This is a genomic window from Methanobrevibacter ruminantium (genome assembly GCF_016294135.1).
Classification (GTDB): domain Archaea; phylum Methanobacteriota; class Methanobacteria; order Methanobacteriales; family Methanobacteriaceae; genus Methanobrevibacter; species Methanobrevibacter ruminantium_A.
In genome coordinates this window covers 18,143-32,621 of sequence record NZ_JAEDCO010000018.1, presented here as the reverse complement: position 1 = coordinate 32,621, position 14,479 = coordinate 18,143, and the positions used below count along the sequence as shown (strand labels likewise).

The 14,479-nt window shown below is 31.3% G+C and carries 22 protein-coding genes; 1 reads left to right on the top strand and 21 read right to left on the bottom strand.

Going from position 1 to position 14,479, the window contains the following annotated elements; translation table 11 throughout:
* Nucleotides 1-80: 80 nt before the first annotated feature.
* On the bottom strand, nucleotides 81-263 hold the full coding sequence (locus VW161_RS05605) for a MarR family transcriptional regulator (RefSeq protein ID WP_295604705.1): 183 nt from the start codon (nucleotides 261-263) through the stop codon (nucleotides 81-83).
* Between the two features lie 61 nt (nucleotides 264-324).
* A complete protein-coding gene (locus tag VW161_RS05600; protein WP_304085991.1) occupies nucleotides 325-1,287 on the bottom strand; it encodes an RNA-guided pseudouridylation complex pseudouridine synthase subunit Cbf5 in 963 nt (320 codons plus the stop codon).
* A 238-nt stretch (nucleotides 1,288-1,525) separates the two neighbouring features.
* Between VW161_RS05600 and VW161_RS05595 the strand changes: the two genes are divergently transcribed.
* Nucleotides 1,526-2,002 carry a deoxycytidylate deaminase gene (locus tag VW161_RS05595; RefSeq protein WP_304085992.1) on the top strand — a complete coding sequence of 159 codons (477 nt, stop codon included), beginning with the start codon at nucleotides 1,526-1,528 and terminating at the stop codon, nucleotides 2,000-2,002.
* Nucleotides 2,003-2,161: 159 nt separating this feature from the next.
* Here VW161_RS05595 and VW161_RS05590 read toward each other — a convergent pair whose 3' ends face one another.
* The 19 genes from VW161_RS05590 to rplX form a co-directional block, all read right to left on the bottom strand.
* Nucleotides 2,162-2,713, bottom strand: a complete 552-nt coding sequence (locus tag VW161_RS05590) for a hypothetical protein (protein WP_304102436.1) — start codon at nucleotides 2,711-2,713, stop codon at nucleotides 2,162-2,164.
* Nucleotides 2,714-3,027: 314 nt separating this feature from the next.
* Complete coding sequence (locus VW161_RS05585) at nucleotides 3,028-3,195, bottom strand: 50S ribosomal protein L14e (protein ID WP_012955682.1); 168 nt, start codon at nucleotides 3,193-3,195, stop codon at nucleotides 3,028-3,030.
* Nucleotides 3,195-3,713 carry a (d)CMP kinase gene (cmk, locus tag VW161_RS05580; protein ID WP_304102433.1) on the bottom strand — a complete coding sequence of 173 codons (519 nt, stop codon included), beginning with the start codon at nucleotides 3,711-3,713 and terminating at the stop codon, nucleotides 3,195-3,197. Before cmk ends, VW161_RS05585 begins: the two co-directional genes overlap by 1 nt.
* Nucleotides 3,713-3,979 carry a 50S ribosomal protein L34e gene (locus tag VW161_RS05575; protein ID WP_295604715.1) on the bottom strand — a complete coding sequence of 89 codons (267 nt, stop codon included), beginning with the start codon at nucleotides 3,977-3,979 and terminating at the stop codon, nucleotides 3,713-3,715. Before VW161_RS05575 ends, cmk begins: the two co-directional genes overlap by 1 nt.
* Before the next feature lie 795 nt (nucleotides 3,980-4,774).
* Nucleotides 4,775-5,383: a DUF106 domain-containing protein gene (locus VW161_RS05570; protein ID WP_304085998.1), complete on the bottom strand. Its 609-nt coding sequence runs from the start codon at nucleotides 5,381-5,383 to the stop codon at nucleotides 4,775-4,777.
* 300 nt (nucleotides 5,384-5,683) lie between these two features.
* Nucleotides 5,684-6,241 (bottom strand): adenylate kinase, encoded by a 558-nt coding sequence (locus tag VW161_RS05565; protein WP_304093981.1) that lies wholly within the window; start codon nucleotides 6,239-6,241, stop codon nucleotides 5,684-5,686.
* A 108-nt stretch (nucleotides 6,242-6,349) separates the two neighbouring features.
* The gene (gene secY / locus VW161_RS05560) at nucleotides 6,350-7,714 is read right to left on the bottom strand and encodes a preprotein translocase subunit SecY (RefSeq protein ID WP_304086001.1); all 1,365 of its coding nucleotides are present in this window, start codon (nucleotides 7,712-7,714) and stop codon (nucleotides 6,350-6,352) included.
* A 572-nt stretch (nucleotides 7,715-8,286) separates the two neighbouring features.
* Nucleotides 8,287-8,724: an uL15m family ribosomal protein gene (locus VW161_RS05555; RefSeq protein ID WP_325192778.1), complete on the bottom strand. Its 438-nt coding sequence runs from the start codon at nucleotides 8,722-8,724 to the stop codon at nucleotides 8,287-8,289.
* Nucleotides 8,725-8,735: 11 nt separating this feature from the next.
* On the bottom strand, nucleotides 8,736-9,194 hold the full coding sequence (locus VW161_RS05550; protein ID WP_304086005.1) for a 50S ribosomal protein L30: 459 nt from the start codon (nucleotides 9,192-9,194) through the stop codon (nucleotides 8,736-8,738).
* A gap of 11 nt (nucleotides 9,195-9,205) precedes the next feature.
* The gene (rpsE, locus tag VW161_RS05545) at nucleotides 9,206-9,847 is read right to left on the bottom strand and encodes a 30S ribosomal protein S5 (protein ID WP_292778384.1); all 642 of its coding nucleotides are present in this window, start codon (nucleotides 9,845-9,847) and stop codon (nucleotides 9,206-9,208) included.
* Nucleotides 9,844-10,425 (bottom strand): 50S ribosomal protein L18, encoded by a 582-nt coding sequence (locus VW161_RS05540; protein WP_304086008.1) that lies wholly within the window; start codon nucleotides 10,423-10,425, stop codon nucleotides 9,844-9,846. Before VW161_RS05540 ends, rpsE begins: the two co-directional genes overlap by 4 nt.
* Nucleotides 10,426-10,436: 11 nt before the next feature.
* On the bottom strand, nucleotides 10,437-10,883 hold the full coding sequence (locus VW161_RS05535; RefSeq protein WP_298534762.1) for a 50S ribosomal protein L19e: 447 nt from the start codon (nucleotides 10,881-10,883) through the stop codon (nucleotides 10,437-10,439).
* Between the two features lie 485 nt (nucleotides 10,884-11,368).
* The gene (locus VW161_RS05530; protein ID WP_304086010.1) at nucleotides 11,369-11,695 is read right to left on the bottom strand and encodes a 50S ribosomal protein L32e; all 327 of its coding nucleotides are present in this window, start codon (nucleotides 11,693-11,695) and stop codon (nucleotides 11,369-11,371) included.
* Nucleotides 11,696-11,712: 17 nt separating this feature from the next.
* Nucleotides 11,713-12,252, bottom strand: a complete 540-nt coding sequence (locus VW161_RS05525) for a 50S ribosomal protein L6 (RefSeq protein WP_304086012.1) — start codon at nucleotides 12,250-12,252, stop codon at nucleotides 11,713-11,715.
* Between the two features lie 10 nt (nucleotides 12,253-12,262).
* Nucleotides 12,263-12,655, bottom strand: coding sequence for a 30S ribosomal protein S8 (locus VW161_RS05520; protein ID WP_012955669.1), 393 nt, complete (start codon nucleotides 12,653-12,655; stop codon nucleotides 12,263-12,265).
* Between the two features lie 14 nt (nucleotides 12,656-12,669).
* A complete protein-coding gene (locus VW161_RS05515) occupies nucleotides 12,670-12,822 on the bottom strand; it encodes a 30S ribosomal protein S14 (RefSeq protein ID WP_295604739.1) in 153 nt (50 codons plus the stop codon).
* Between the two features lie 40 nt (nucleotides 12,823-12,862).
* Nucleotides 12,863-13,387 (bottom strand): 50S ribosomal protein L5, encoded by a 525-nt coding sequence (locus VW161_RS05510; protein WP_298534768.1) that lies wholly within the window; start codon nucleotides 13,385-13,387, stop codon nucleotides 12,863-12,865.
* Complete coding sequence (locus VW161_RS05505) at nucleotides 13,384-14,118, bottom strand: 30S ribosomal protein S4e (protein ID WP_304086016.1); 735 nt, start codon at nucleotides 14,116-14,118, stop codon at nucleotides 13,384-13,386. The genes VW161_RS05510 and VW161_RS05505 overlap by 4 nt, the downstream gene beginning before the upstream one ends.
* 1 nt (nucleotide 14,119) lies before the next feature.
* Nucleotides 14,120-14,464 (bottom strand): 50S ribosomal protein L24, encoded by a 345-nt coding sequence (gene rplX, locus VW161_RS05500; RefSeq protein ID WP_298534772.1) that lies wholly within the window; start codon nucleotides 14,462-14,464, stop codon nucleotides 14,120-14,122.
* Nucleotides 14,465-14,479 lie beyond the last annotated feature (15 nt).

Genomic DNA, 14,479 nt, shown 5'->3' with positions numbered 1-14,479 from the left:
AAAAATAAAATAAAAATAAAATAAAAATAAAATAAAAATAAAATAAAAATAAAATGAATCATTGAAGATTAAAAATGAAACTATTTATCTGCAAGAGTCCAATAACATCTTTTTGGAGATACAATGGTTTCATCCTTTTTTAATTCTTTCATGATCTTATCTACTTCTTTCTTTTCAACACCAGAAAGCTCACTTACTTTTTTAGCGTTTAAAGGTTCTTCAGAGTTTTTAAATGCTTCAATAACTTTATCTTTATCAGACATTTTATCACCATTTTAATTTTGAAAAATAATCATAAAATAATCCTATTTTTAAAATAAATCTTTACCATCCTTTTGGATAAATTCCAGTATCCATAAAGACCTTATTTGTATCAACAACAAGCCCGGAATCTGCATTCATAATCTCGCCAGATGAGAATAATGAAGTTCCTGCAGCCACCAATTCTCCTTTCAATGATTTTATGGCAACAAGATTTCCCTTTTGAATGTCCTTGGATAAGTTAGCTATTCCTCCTGCACCAAGTTTTGCTCCTTGGCAGATGGCCTCAACGGCTGAATCTTTGATGAATATCTGCGGAAGGTGAGAGCTCGCAACTTCCATTGGCTGAATGGCTTTCCTTATGTATGATTCATCACCATCTTCAATATAAAAATGGTATGCATCTGTAAGGTCATGAAGGTTTACAAGGTCATTGTTTCGCTCATCAAATGGGCCAACTCTTGTCCTTCTAAGCTCAGCCATATGCGCTCCACAGCCTAATGCTTCACCAATATCATGACAATATGTTCTCACATAGGTTCCTGCCTCACATCCTATCCTGAATAGAACGTCCTTGCCCTCAATTTCGTAAATGGTAGAGTAATAAATATTTCTCACCCTTAATTCACGTTTGACGGCTGATTTAACAGGCGGTGTTTGATATATCTTGCCAGTAAATTCATCGAAAATCTCTTTTATTTGATCCTCTGGAATTTCTTTGTGCAGAGTCATGAGACATACATATTCCTTACCTGCAGGAAGGAGAAGTTGACTGACTCTTGTAGCATTGTCAATACCTATTGGAAGCACTCCAGTTACTTTAGGATCAAGTGTTCCTCCATGCCCTGTCTTCTTACAGCCAAGTATTCTCTTGACCCAAGAGTCTACTTCATGAGAAGTCGGGCCAGATGGCTTGTCCAAATTGATTATACCTTTAGCTATATGTTCCCCTATAGGCCGTTCATATGGGTTGCATCCATATTCAGGGTTGGTTTCAACCTTTGATTTAATCAAGTAATCTTCCATAGTTTATTCTCCAATAGCTAAAAGTTTTTAAAAATAGAATTTTTATATAATATAAAATAAGATTTTTATAATAAATAAATTTAATTAATGATTTAATCAATTGTTTAATTAATTATTTAATTAACAGTTTAATTAATGATTTGAAATTTAATTAAGATTTTAAAAAACCAGTTTACAAAAAACTATAATAATAAACGATTATAAATAATAAGAATAGGTAAAGAAATGGAGAAATATTATGGTTGATGGAGAATCCAAAATTGAAAACGAATCAAAACGTATGAGCAAAACTGAATATTATCTTGCAATTGCACTTGCTGTATCAAAAAGAAGTACTTGCTTAAAAAGACGCTATGGAGCTGTAATAGTAAATAACGATGAAATAATCAGTACAGGTTACAATGGAAATCCAAGAGGAGAAGAAAACTGTTGTGACAGAGGAACTTGCCAAAGAATGAATCTCCCATCAAATTCAGGAAATTATAATGACTGCTTTTCAGTTCATGCTGAACAGAATGCTATGATCTCTGCAAGAAGGAAAGACATGCTTGGAGCAACCATTTATCTTGCAGGAGAAATGTCTGTTGATGGTGATTGGGTGGAAATAGAAGATGCAGAACCTTGCCCAATATGCTTTAGAATGATTAAAAACTCAGGAATTGACAAGATAGTGAGCAAGAAAGGAATCTTGAAGCTTCGCTATCCACTTCAATAAATAAATTTTTTAATTTTATTACCTATTTTTTATTTTTTAAAAAGAGAGTTTATTTTACATTTTTTTATTTTTTTTATTTTTTTATTTTTTTATTTCTAAAAAAAGAGTACATTATAACTATTTTTATAAATTTTATAAATTTTTATATCAATTTGAATGTTAAATTTCAGGATAGTAATCTATATCATAGCCTAATTTTTTCATAATCATTAACTCATCTCTTGCATCTACAATTGCATTATGAGTTTCAGAATAATCCTTTTTTCCCAATATGCGAAGCATTTGCTCAACGCCATATCCTCTTCTTAATCTACCAGTCCCACAACAAGGCATGTGATTAGGGATATGTGGATTATGCTGTTTATAAGCAGCAACTTTCATTATGTCTCTCCAAGAAAATCCATCATGAAGTTCAGGCAAATGACGTTTATCAAAAGAAGCATTGTAAGCAAGCAAATCCTTAACACCATTTGAATTAAGCAAATCATTTAAGTCATCAATAGCATCTGGCCTATGTTTTATAAGGATTTCATGTTTTGTCATTCTCATTGAATTTGAATACATACCACCTATCTTTTCAGCTCTAGGCAAGATATAATAACGAGAATCAGTTCTTTCAAAATCTTTGGATCTTGCAATTAAAACACCTATGGACATCACTTCATCTTTCCAATTTGTTTCTGTGTCTATAACTGCAAACCGTCTTGACATAATACTCCTCAAAATAAGTTTAATAATATTATTTTAATTTTAATAATTTATAAAAATAACTAAAGAACTAAAAAAATAGCCAATAACAATGATAAAAATAGTGAAAATAAATAAAAAAAGTAATTTAAAAAAAGAAAAAATTTAGAACCCATCAGAAAAAAACCTTGAAAAAGATTTTGATCAACCTTTTTTTTAAAAAGTTTGGATGATGAATTCTTATCTAATACACAAAAATGTGCTTTAATTTTAATATATAAAAAGTTAAAAAAGTAAATGTAAACTAACTAGAATTTAGAATTGATGGAATAACAAACTTATTCCATGATAGGTTCTAAATGGTTAATGTTACAACGTCTGTTTTTAACTTCGTCTCCTTTTACTTCTACGAAGTTTTCATCAATGATTGCAACAATTTCACATTCTTTACCTGCTTCTCTTCCAGCAGTTTTAATACATTTTCTACCAACTTCTATAGCTGCCATTATATCACCTTTAATGTTGTTAAAATAATTTCCGCAATACTGTCAGGATTAAAGCTGTCAGTATTTATAATTAAATCATAAATATCCATATTTCTAATATCTATATTATGAATATCCATATATCTTAAAGCTTCACTTTCTTCACGGGAAAGAATTTCCTCTTTTGCAAGCTCAATTGATTTGTCTTCTCTTTCACATACCCTTTTAGCTCTAACTTCTAAAGGTGCAGTGAAACAAACTTTTAAATCCGCATCAATGAAGTATGCAGAAAGTCTTCCTTCAACAATAAGATCTTGAGCTTCCTCTGCAAGTTTAGCTTGTCTATTATCAATCTCTTTATCGATGTCAGTATTATTTTCAGCAAATTTGCCGAATTCTACGGGAGTCATTCCTCTCTCTGCAGCCATTTCTCTAAATATTGCACCAGCAGAAACGAATGGAATATCTAATCTTTCAGATAATACCTTTGCAGCAGTTGTAGTTCCACTACCTGCTGTCCCACCGATTGTTATTATCATTATTTTCTTGCCTCATCTTTGAAATGTTTACGAGCACATTTTGGACATAAGTATCCACCAAATGGACGGTTAGGTCTTTTTTGAGATTTTGCTAATTTGCCAATCTCGTAAGGACGTCCTCTTGGAACACCATGTAATACAGCACCACATTCAGCACATACATGCTTAGATGGTTTTTTCTTTTTATATCTTAAAACATTAACTCCACCAGGAGTTTTTGTGTTTACTCTTTTATATGATCTTGATCTAAATCTATTTGCAGGCATGTTCTCACCTAATTTGTTTTTTTAAAAATATCTACAAACATTACTTTTTAATAAGCTATATAAAAATATCAAATTGTCTTAATTTGTAGATTTGAAGTAAAATACATAATAATATTAAAATATCTTAATATCTTAAAATCTAAAATTTTGAATAAAAGATATTTTGAAAAATATCATGAAAAAAGTATCATAAAATTTAGAATGAATTTAAAAATTAATTAAAATTCATTTAGTTAAATGATTAACACTATCTAATATGATATTTAACTAATATATACTTTACTGTTTTCCATACTTTTTCTTTAGAATTAAACTTCTTGAAAGATCCATACTTTCAAAGTTTAATCCCAATAAAAAAAATTACAGAAATTAAATTTTAAAATCCTGGCAATTTCCAACAACCCAAATTAAGTAGGCAAGTCCCACTTAACATGCCAATCATTAAAAATTCACCAAAATTTAGTATTACATATATCGTACTTTTTGGGATTATGGTTTTTTCAAATTTTAATTTTATTTCTTGAATGAAACTAGAAAATAACTTAGATTGATGAATTTAAGAAACTAAATATACATCAACAAGTCAGTTAAATAAATGCTAGCAACTAAGTATAATTAAATTAATTTTATGATTGATTAAATTGAATAGTTATAGAAAACTTTCAATTTAATAGAAGTTTATTCTTATTAAACAATAAGAAAAAGATTTGCTAAATTTTTACTTCAAAAAATGAAATTTTTATGAATTTTTCAGCTGAAAAATTTCAAAATCAAATTCCATGAATTTTTCAAAATCTAGAAACCATTTTTGAATCCCATAAATTTCCTAATGATTTGTGACATTCCAAATGTACAAATGAAGTACCACCATAACCATCCAACTCCAAATGGAATTGTAGTTATGTTACCACCATAAAGCATTTGCCCTAATGAGTGGAAAATCGGAGTTAAAGTACAATAATAAACAGCTGGAGGAAATACAACAATAATATCTTTTATTGAAGATTGCCACATCCAAGCAAAGATTAATAAGATTGGAATCATAGTAACAATCATTGGTCTAAATGACATTTTCATAATTTCAGATTGGTCTGACATCATATCCATTTGTTTAGCTTGAACCTTTGCCATCTGTTTAGAGTCTCCACTAGCTTGAGCTTCTCTTAACTCTTTTTGCAAAGCTTTTGATTTAGCTTGCATTTCATTCATCTTATCCTGGTCCACTAATAATTTTTGAGCTGTTACTGTTAAAAGGGATATGATTAATGATATCACAAATACAGTAAGTACAGGGTTATTAGGGGTAGGATCCATTTGAACTAATGGATTAAGAACAGCATTCATAGCATCAAACACTGGTTGAAGCCAGGAAATACCTAATAAAAAACTACCTTGATACGCCATTTCATTCCTCACATGTTTAATAATTTTTAATAGTAAATTATAGTTTTATTTTCTTTACAAATTTCAAACATTGCATAATTGAAAATTATGCTAGATTCAAAATTTCATAAATTCTTTAAAAATACAATAAACTATTAAGTTATAAATTTTTTACAAATTTATAAATTAATAATTTAAAGCATAAGATTTAAAGCATAAGCTAATTTAATATCAAAATGATTAATAACATGATAAAAATTAAAATAATTAGATAAAATCTAATTATTAAAATATTTTCATTTCAAATCAATCATGACCTGATTATTTTAAAAGATCAACCATTTTTCTAACGGTTGATGGCAAATGATTATCATGATTATTAATAATTTTTACAGTTGCTCCAGTTAAAGTAGCGTAAGCCATAGCTGCAGCCCTGTTCATTTCTTGATGTAACTGAATATCCTTTGCCTTTTCAGCATCTCTTTGTCTGGTTTCATCACTCATTCTTCTAACCATAATCTCATCAGGATGAGCTTCAACTAAAATGAAAGTGTCCGGATTTAATCCTTCCAATACCCATTTAGGAAGACCTGGCAAGAAACCAGCAGGTGTGCTAATAGTACAATGAGTGTCAACAATTACATTTTCAGATTCGGATCTTTCCTTAATTCTGAGCCCTGCTTCTTTTTGAATCTCTTTTTGAGTGTCTGCAGGTAATTTTCTTAACTCATCCCTATTTTCAACAAGACCTTTTTCTACAGCGATTTCAGTCATGATATCTCCATAGTTTAAATGAAGATAATCTACTTCTTCTAATGTCTTTTTAAGTACAGTTGTACTTCCAGAACCTGGAATCCCAGTTAAAACTACTAATTTCATTTAAATCCCTCTCACATTAAACATAAAATTAAATTTTTAAATTAACTAATAATAATCACAAAAAGAAAAAATAAAGGAATGATTGATTTAATCATTTCCAAAATCCTTCTATTCAAATACTTTTCTTAACATTGGGTGCATTTCCATAAGTTGCTCTTGAGCAATTTCCTCATAAAGCTTGTATACAATACCTACAGTAAGCAATACACCAGTACCTCCACCGAGAGCACCAGTTAAGTCAGCAATAAATGCCAATATACCTACAAACAAACCACCGAGAATTGTAAGAGCTGGAATATATTTTTTCATAATCATATAAAGTTGCCTTTTACTGCTTCTGAAACCAGGAATCTGTATACCTGAGTTATAAAGTTGTTTTGCAACTTCCTTTGCATTCAAAGAACCACTGATTTCTACCCATAACCATGAGAAGAGTACACAACAAGCTAAGAAGAAAATACAATAGAATAATACCCTCAATGGATTTGTGAATAATACACTTAAACTATTTGGAGTGGTTAACCATAATGCAAGCCCACTAATTGGTCTTCCTCCAGAAACTTGACCTAATATAGGGAAACCAAGCTTTTGGAATACACTAGCGAAAAGTGAAACGTTAACAAGAAGTGCACTTGTTAAAATAACCGGCATGTTACTTGCATAAATGAATTTCAAAGGATATTTACCTACAGATCCTCTAATTCTACCGTGTCCTCTTACTTGACCATGAGAAATAGGAATTTCTATTCTCATACATTCACCATATACAGCCATCAAGAATACAATGATTGTTGCAATCAATGGAATCAATATAGCGAAATTAGGAGCTCCTCCGATAATGGATTGGATGAATCCAGGAAGAATACCTGAAGCAGTAGTGGATGCCGCAGTAGCTGGCAAGAAGTTAAATATTCCGGTAATAATGGTTTGTGCTACACCTGCAGCAATGAACAATCCTACACCACTACCGAATCCCCATTTGGATACTACTTCATCAAGGTATAAGATCAAGATTGCCCCAATGACCAATTGGAGAATCATAATACCATAAAATGAATTGTCAATAGGCACTAAACTTCCAGTAAGCACTAAAACTGCTGCCTCGAATATTGTGAATAAAATAGCTAATAATTTTTGAGTACTTTGAAACATAGCCTTATGTTCATGTTGAGATAAGTCTAAATTTAATATTTTTGCACCGACCAATAGTTGCAATACAATGGATGCAGTTACAATAGGCCCGATACCTAAAGTAAGTATTGACCCAAAACTACCTGCCATTACAGCCCTTAATTGGGCAAATTGGTCAACTGCAGCTGGACTCAAACCATATAAAGGAATTTGAGTTAAAAAGTAATATATAACTAAAACTATAGCTGTCCATTTAAGCTTTTCACTAAAGTCTTGCCTATGAATAGGAGTCTTGACCTCAGGAAGCAACTTAAATATAGGCTTAAAATTCTCTAAAATCATTTTTTCCCCGTTAATTATTATCTATTAATTCAAATCAGATTTAATTATTGTAATAAGAATAAATTAAATTCCAACTTTGAATTTTTCAATTTAAATAAATTTTTAAATTCGTTGTAAATTTGTTTAATAAATTTTTTATGAAAATCCAAAATATTAGAAATGAATCATATAAGTGATTAAATCAGCGATTAAAATCATCTAAATTCGCCTTATATATTATATATAATATTATAATATTTTAGATTAATAATAAATATAATTTTTATATAATATAAACTATTCGATAAACAATACAAAAATTAACTAGATTAATATTAAATTTTAAGGAAATTGTAAAAATTTAAAATTAAAAATTAAAATTAAAAATACTGAAAATAATTAAAGAATAATTAAAAAATGTTCTAAAAAATGATCTAAAAATATTAAAAAAACAGTACAGGAAAAATGTTAAGAATAATTTAAAAATATAAAAAAATAAAAAATAATAAACTAGTTAAAGAGCATAACACTCCCAACTAGTGAAAAGAATTTTGGTCCAGCTTTTGCTGGCTGAAGGCCAGTAAAAAGTGGGCCTATAATTCTACAGCTTCTCCGCCAGCTTCTTCTATTTTTTCGATTGCGCTTTCAGAGAATGCAGGAGATTTGACTACTAAAGGAATGTCAAGAAATCCAGTTGCTAAAACTTTGTTGTAACCTAATTCAGTTACATCAATTACAATAACATCGTCTTCTTTAGTTGCAATTCCTTGTGCTACAAACTCTTCAGCTTTGTCATTCAAGAAGTTTAAGTTGACAGGATAAGATTTGTGGATAGTTTTTTGAGGTCTTTTGAAACCATGTTTACCGAAGTAATATCTGTTTTCAATTACGGTAGTTGACCAGTGGTGTTTTCCAGCTCCAGCTTTACCTTTACCACCTTTGTTACCTGCTCCTCTTCTCCTTTTGACAGAGCCTCCACCGTTAGATCTGGAACCTCTCATCTTATTAATCTTTTTACCTTTTCTAATCATAATAATCCACCTTAAGCCATTCTTTTTGCAAGATTATTAATATCTTCGCCTCTGTAACCTAAGGATCCGCCTTCGTTTACAGAATGTCTAATTCCTTTGTATCCTTTTCTTGGAGGATGTAAACGGAATACAGGTTTCATATCAATATCTTGAGCTTTGAGTTCTCCATTGAGTAATGCATTAGCTAATTCTTCAAAGGTAGAGTAATCAGTGTTTTCTGCTAAGTATTCTTCAGAGAGACGAGCTCCACCAACTAATCTTCCTCTTTTTTCAACAAGTTCAGTGAGAGTTTCTAAATCAACTTCACCCCAAGTGATGTAGTCTTTTGCTTTTTGGAGCATACCTTTGTAACTTGGGTTTTCATCAACTAATACAGCATGACTAATTCTGTTAAGTCTTAACATTTCTAAAGTACTAGCAATGCCTTGTTTAACACCAGTAGTACCTCTAATTCTAATTACTAAATACATGATACCACCGTTTATTGGATTACTCCCATATTTTTAAGGTCTTGTTCTGAAGCTTTCATTCTGCTTGCTTCTTTTAAAGCTTCGAATACAGCATTAGCAAAGTTTACAGTAGTTTGGGTTTGTCCACTTGCTTGAGACCATACGTCTTTGATACCAGCAAGGGAGAGGATGGTTTTACCAACATCACCAATAGCTAAACCTACACCTGCAGGAGCAGGTCTTAAGGTTACGTTTACACTACTTGCTTTACCGGTTACTTTGAAAGGAACAGTGTGTTGTCTTCCACAAACACAACCCCAGTCTCCACAACCTCTTCTTACTTTGATAATGTTATATTTAGCGTTATCTACAGCTTTTCTGATAGCAGGACCTACTTCTCTAGCTTTACCTTGTCCTAAACCTACATAACCATTTTTGTTACCTACTGCAACGATTACTCTAAAGTTTACTTTTCTACCAGATTTGTGCATTCTTTGAACTAAATTTACATCCATTACTTCTTCTTCTAAATCAGGAAGTAATGCATCTACAATTTCTAATTCCATTATAGGGAGACCTTTTTCGAAGATTTCGTCAATATCGGTGATATTTCCTGCTTTTACTTCTTTACCTAAATTGGTTTTAGGTTCCCAATCATCCATATTAAAGCTCATAATTCAGCCTCGTCAATTTTATTTTTAATTTCTTCAAAGTGTTCAGGCAAATCAGTAGGTTGAAGACCTTTAGCTAAGTATTGGGAGAATTTTTTGTTTAATTCTTCTTCATCTAAGCTTTCTGCATATTCTGCAATGTGTTCACCATTAATTCTGTCTTCAGTAGGGATAATAGATTCACCGTATGGGACATTTAAACCAGCATCTGCAGCACCTTTAACAGCAGCAAATACTTTTGATCCTCTAATAGGAGATTTTAAACCAATGTCAGCAACAGCATATTCAATACCTGCTGCAACAGCTTTTTTACCACATAAGTATGCAGTTAAATAAACAGCACTAGTGTTTTTGTTTCCTGCTAACCATCCTAATTTGTTTAATTCTTTACTGTGAGCTGACACAACAGTTTCGTCACCGTCTTTACCAACATTAATCACTTGAACAATACAGTTAGCATTGGAAATTCTTACAACTAATCTGGATTTATCTACACCAACTAATTTCGCTCTAGTAGCATAATCAGTTTTACCTTCTCTTCTTCTTCTGAAAGCTACTTTATAATTTGATCCGCTTGCCAAGTCCATTCCTCCTATTTGATTAAATCATGGTCTCTAGCGTAAGTTTTCATGTAAGATTTACTTCTGAAAGCTCCACCTTTTGCCATTTTGTATAATTTACGGTAGGTAGTACGGTCAATTTCACCAGCGTCTCTCATGTCTTTTAAGTCAGTTCTTAAAGCACGAATGGTTTTCATCCAAACTTGTTTTTTAGGAGTACGAGCGTTTTTAGCTCCTTTGATACTACCTCTTCCTTTACGTTTACCTTTTTTCTTTTGCTCTTTGATTTTTTTAGATCTGTAGCTACTAATACCAGTTTTTGGTTTAGCTTTAATAATACCTTGATCTATAAGTTGTTTGATACCGTCTCTTGTAATAGCTCTAGAAACTTCTTCAATTTCATCAGGGTCTATCCATACACGGTTTACTCCAACTTTAAGTATACTAGCAGCTAATCTTTTTTGTGTAGTAAGATTCATTAATAATCCTCCATTTAGTTAGCTGATAAACTTGAATAAAATTTCTTCAAGTTCCCCTTTATTCAAATAAATTAAAATTCATTTAATTTAGTTGTTTTAATTTAATTGTTAGCTTTTAATAAGAAAAAAGATTCTCTTGCTTGACTTTTGGCCAATATATTTAAAAAATAAATTTTCCATAAATTTACTCATTAAATTACACACAATTAATTATTTAACCTTTATCCAGAAATTTAGTATATTAAATCCCCGAATCAATTAATTGATTAGAATCATTGTCATATATGTTGTGGTATGAGGTTAAAGACGCTTTTTCAATAATCCCTTACCAACTTTATACAACGCCCCTATTTTTCTTACAAGTAAGCTTTATAAATTTCATAATTTTAAAAATTTACTTTAATTAAATCGCTTAACAATTTTAGGAAATGAAAAAACTTAGTTTTATCATCTATCATGAGAAAAATTTAAATTTTTCTTTGCATTTATTTATTTAAAACTTTTATACCTAATTCTGATGCTTTTTCTAACATCAATTCTTTTTTACGTTTTCCAATAGTAGCACTGATTCTTGCAGCTTCAGTTTCGCTGTCAAGTGCTTCTAATTCTTTCATGTTATTAACAAGAACATCTTTGTAACCAGAAGGATGTAATCCTCTAGTAGCTCTAGGAGTACGATAACCGATAGATGGCATTGCAGGTTTACCTGCTTCGTATCTTCTCATTTTACTAGTTTTTCCTCTAGGACGTCTCCATTTGGTTCCTAATTTTTTATAACGAGCATATTCTTGTCTTTTAAAATCTTTACTCATTCAAATCACCATTATAACTATTCTCTACTAGTTAAATAGATACCATCCTGGAATACTCTAGGATCTTTACCTCTAATTTTAGTAGCTTGTTCTAAGTTAGCCATAGTTTGACCGACATCTTCCTTGTTAACACCAGTAATGATTACTTCATCACCTTTAACTTGAACTTTAGCATCTCCAACGATTTTTGAAGATCTAGGATGTCTTTCTCCAATAAAGTTCTCGATAGTAACAGTTTTTTCTTTGTCTTGAACTTTCACAGACATTGGAAAGTGAGCAAATACAATTTTCATATGATAAGTGAAACCATCGGTTACACCAGTAATCATATTGTTGATGTGAGCTCTAGTAGTTCCAATCATGGATTTGTCTTTCTTTTTAGGGAAAGCGGTTTCAAGAACAACAAGATTATCTTCTTTTGCAATAGTTACATTAGGATAAGTAAATTTTCTGGAAGTTTCACCATTTGGTCCTTTTACAGTAACTTCATCTCCAATTATAACTTCAACGCCTTCAGGGATTTCAATTTCTTCCCTTATAGCTGCAGCTAATACCATATTTAATCACCTAGTACATGTAAGCCAACAAACGTCCGCCGATACCTCTTTCTTTAGCTTCCCTGTGAGTCATAATACCTTCAGGAGTAGTTACGATTAAGATACCGAAGTTCTTTGCTGGTAAATATCTTTTTTCGAATTTCTCAAATTCATCTTTCTTTACAGCATGACGAGGTTTAATTACACCACATTGATTGATGTTACCTTCCAATTCTACTTCGAATTTTCCAGCTTTGTTGTCATCTATAAATTCAAATTCACCTATATAATTCTCTTTTTGCATAGTGCTTAACACACGTCCAATTAATTTGGATGCTGGAGAAATAGTACAGTGGTCATTTACTTGACGTTCGTTATTTCTAATGTTTGTTAAAGCATCAGCAAGAGGGTCCATAAGAGTCATAATAAACACCTTTCTTAATTATATTTTTTAAATCCTATTTTAGGAGCAATTTCTCTAAAACATTGCCTGCATAAGTTGAGTCCGTATCTGCTTACAATAGCAGAGTGGTCTCCACAACGGCTACATTTTTTTGCTGCTTTTCCGTATTTTCTTGGCAATATAATCACCTTAACATATCATTTAATATCAAATTACCCTTTTGCAGGATTATTCGTAATCTTCTTCCTCTGCAATGGTAACATTGAATTTTTCTTCCATAAATTTCATAGTTTCTTCAGGAGTGATTCTATGTCTTTTTGGAATAGATTTCTTTTGGATTTTTCTTCTTTTAATTCTATAACCAGGTTTTTCAAAGGTGATAGAAAGATTCATACCAAAAATACCAATATCTGGATCATATCTCATTCCAGGAATATCAATATGTTCTCTAATACCGAAAGAAACATTACCTTGTGCATCAAATTGACTAGGTCTTAATTTGTTGTTAATACCTTCTAAAACCAATTTAATTGCATCTTCAGCTTTTTCTCCACGGAGAGTTACTTTACATGCAATAGGTTGTCTTTTTCTGATACCCCATTCTGGGTTAGTTACTTTGGAATAGGTTTTAACAGGGGTTTGACCAGTCATGTTTTCAATAAGAGTCATAGCTCTTGATAATTTTTCACCAGCTTCACCAACACCAATGTTGATGGTAGCTTTTGAAATGATAACTTCATTCATTGGATTCATTGGTTAACCTCCAATAAGTCAATAGCTGGTTCATCTTTACCGATTACAAATGCATATTCTTTTAAGGTTAAGAAAGAATCACCATTTGCCTTTTCGATAATTGCAGTATTTGGTTTTGAAGATTCGTCCACAATAACTTCTTGGATTTTACCGAGTTCACCAGTGTGTTTACCACCAGTAACAAGTACAACTACACCATCTTCAAATTTGAAGTTTTCTTTTATTTCTTGTTCAGGTATGCCAATGCATACAACATCTTGACCTGCATATGCATCTTCATCAACTAAAACGTTTCTACCATCGTGAAGGTTTAATTGGGTTTTTCCGCCTTTAATAGTAGATTTGTTTACGATTTTAGCTAATTTGTAAGTTGCATCTTCTACAGAAATTGGGTGTAAAGTTAATCTTCCTTTAGTATCTAAAAGGATTCTGTAATTTTCTTCAGTCTTAGGAATAGTTAAGACATCCATAAAACCGACAGGGAATTTATAATCTTTTACAGCTCTTCCATCAATTAAAACATTACCGGTATTGATAATTCTTTTTGCTTCTCTGGAGTTATCAGCAAGACCTAAAATGTCTCTGATAATAACGAGTAAAGGTAAAGAATCTTCAATAGCGTGTGAACCAGGAGCAGGTTTTACTGTCCAGGTGTCTTCTTTAGGATGGATAGGCCAGCTTTTAGGTGCTTTATACCTTTTAAGATGCTTTCTAGATCCCATTTTTGCCATCTTATTCCTCCATATTTAATCTTCTTTCATCTTTTAAATCAGCTTCAATAATCATCAAGTTGGATGGGTGAATTGGAAGTAATACAGCGTTTCCGTCAGGTTTGCTTAAAGTAACACCTTCAACGGTAACTTTGTATCTTTTTGCATCAATAGATTCAACTTTTCCTTCATGACCTTTAAAGTCACCACGAACAACTTGAACTTTATCTCCAACTCTTATTGGTAAAGATCTTTTACCAATGTCTGCTCTTAAATCTTTGCTTAAATTAGCACTCATGAGTTTACGACGAATGTGTAAAGGAGCAGTGTAGAGAGCTTTTCTTTGTTTTCTTGGTTGAATTGACATTTAATCACCATAAAC

Coding starts and splice junctions, on each gene's coding strand:
- VW161_RS05555 (WP_325192778.1), bottom strand. CDS start 8,724: ATGATTAGAAAAGGTAAAAAGATTAATAAGATGAGAGGTTCCAGATCT.
- VW161_RS05520 (WP_012955669.1), bottom strand. CDS start 12,655: ATGACTCTTATGGACCCTCTTGCTGATGCTTTAACAAACATTAGAAAT.
- VW161_RS05585 (WP_012955682.1), bottom strand. CDS start 3,195: ATGGCAGCTATAGAAGTTGGTAGAAAATGTATTAAAACTGCTGGAAGA.
- VW161_RS05550 (WP_304086005.1), bottom strand. CDS start 9,194: ATGTATTTAGTAATTAGAATTAGAGGTACTACTGGTGTTAAACAAGGC.
- rplX (WP_298534772.1), bottom strand. CDS start 14,464: ATGTCAATTCAACCAAGAAAACAAAGAAAAGCTCTCTACACTGCTCCT.
- VW161_RS05605 (WP_295604705.1), bottom strand. CDS start 263: ATGTCTGATAAAGATAAAGTTATTGAAGCATTTAAAAACTCTGAAGAA.
- VW161_RS05505 (WP_304086016.1), bottom strand. CDS start 14,118: ATGGCAAAAATGGGATCTAGAAAGCATCTTAAAAGGTATAAAGCACCT.
- VW161_RS05565 (WP_304093981.1), bottom strand. CDS start 6,241: ATGAAATTAGTAGTTTTAACTGGGATTCCAGGTTCTGGAAGTACAACT.
- rpsE (WP_292778384.1), bottom strand. CDS start 9,847: ATGAGCTTTAATATGGATGATTGGGAACCTAAAACCAATTTAGGTAAA.
- VW161_RS05600 (WP_304085991.1), bottom strand. CDS start 1,287: ATGGAAGATTACTTGATTAAATCAAAGGTTGAAACCAACCCTGAATAT.
- VW161_RS05595 (WP_304085992.1), top strand. CDS start 1,526: ATGGTTGATGGAGAATCCAAAATTGAAAACGAATCAAAACGTATGAGC.
- VW161_RS05510 (WP_298534768.1), bottom strand. CDS start 13,387: ATGAATCCAATGAATGAAGTTATCATTTCAAAAGCTACCATCAACATT.
- VW161_RS05570 (WP_304085998.1), bottom strand. CDS start 5,383: ATGGCGTATCAAGGTAGTTTTTTATTAGGTATTTCCTGGCTTCAACCA.
- VW161_RS05590 (WP_304102436.1), bottom strand. CDS start 2,713: ATGTCAAGACGGTTTGCAGTTATAGACACAGAAACAAATTGGAAAGAT.
- VW161_RS05575 (WP_295604715.1), bottom strand. CDS start 3,979: ATGCCTGCAAATAGATTTAGATCAAGATCATATAAAAGAGTAAACACA.
- VW161_RS05535 (WP_298534762.1), bottom strand. CDS start 10,883: ATGAATCTTACTACACAAAAAAGATTAGCTGCTAGTATACTTAAAGTT.
- secY (WP_304086001.1), bottom strand. CDS start 7,714: ATGATTTTAGAGAATTTTAAGCCTATATTTAAGTTGCTTCCTGAGGTC.
- VW161_RS05525 (WP_304086012.1), bottom strand. CDS start 12,252: ATGGTATTAGCTGCAGCTATAAGGGAAGAAATTGAAATCCCTGAAGGC.
- cmk (WP_304102433.1), bottom strand. CDS start 3,713: ATGATAATAACAATCGGTGGGACAGCAGGTAGTGGAACTACAACTGCT.
- VW161_RS05530 (WP_304086010.1), bottom strand. CDS start 11,695: ATGAGTAAAGATTTTAAAAGACAAGAATATGCTCGTTATAAAAAATTA.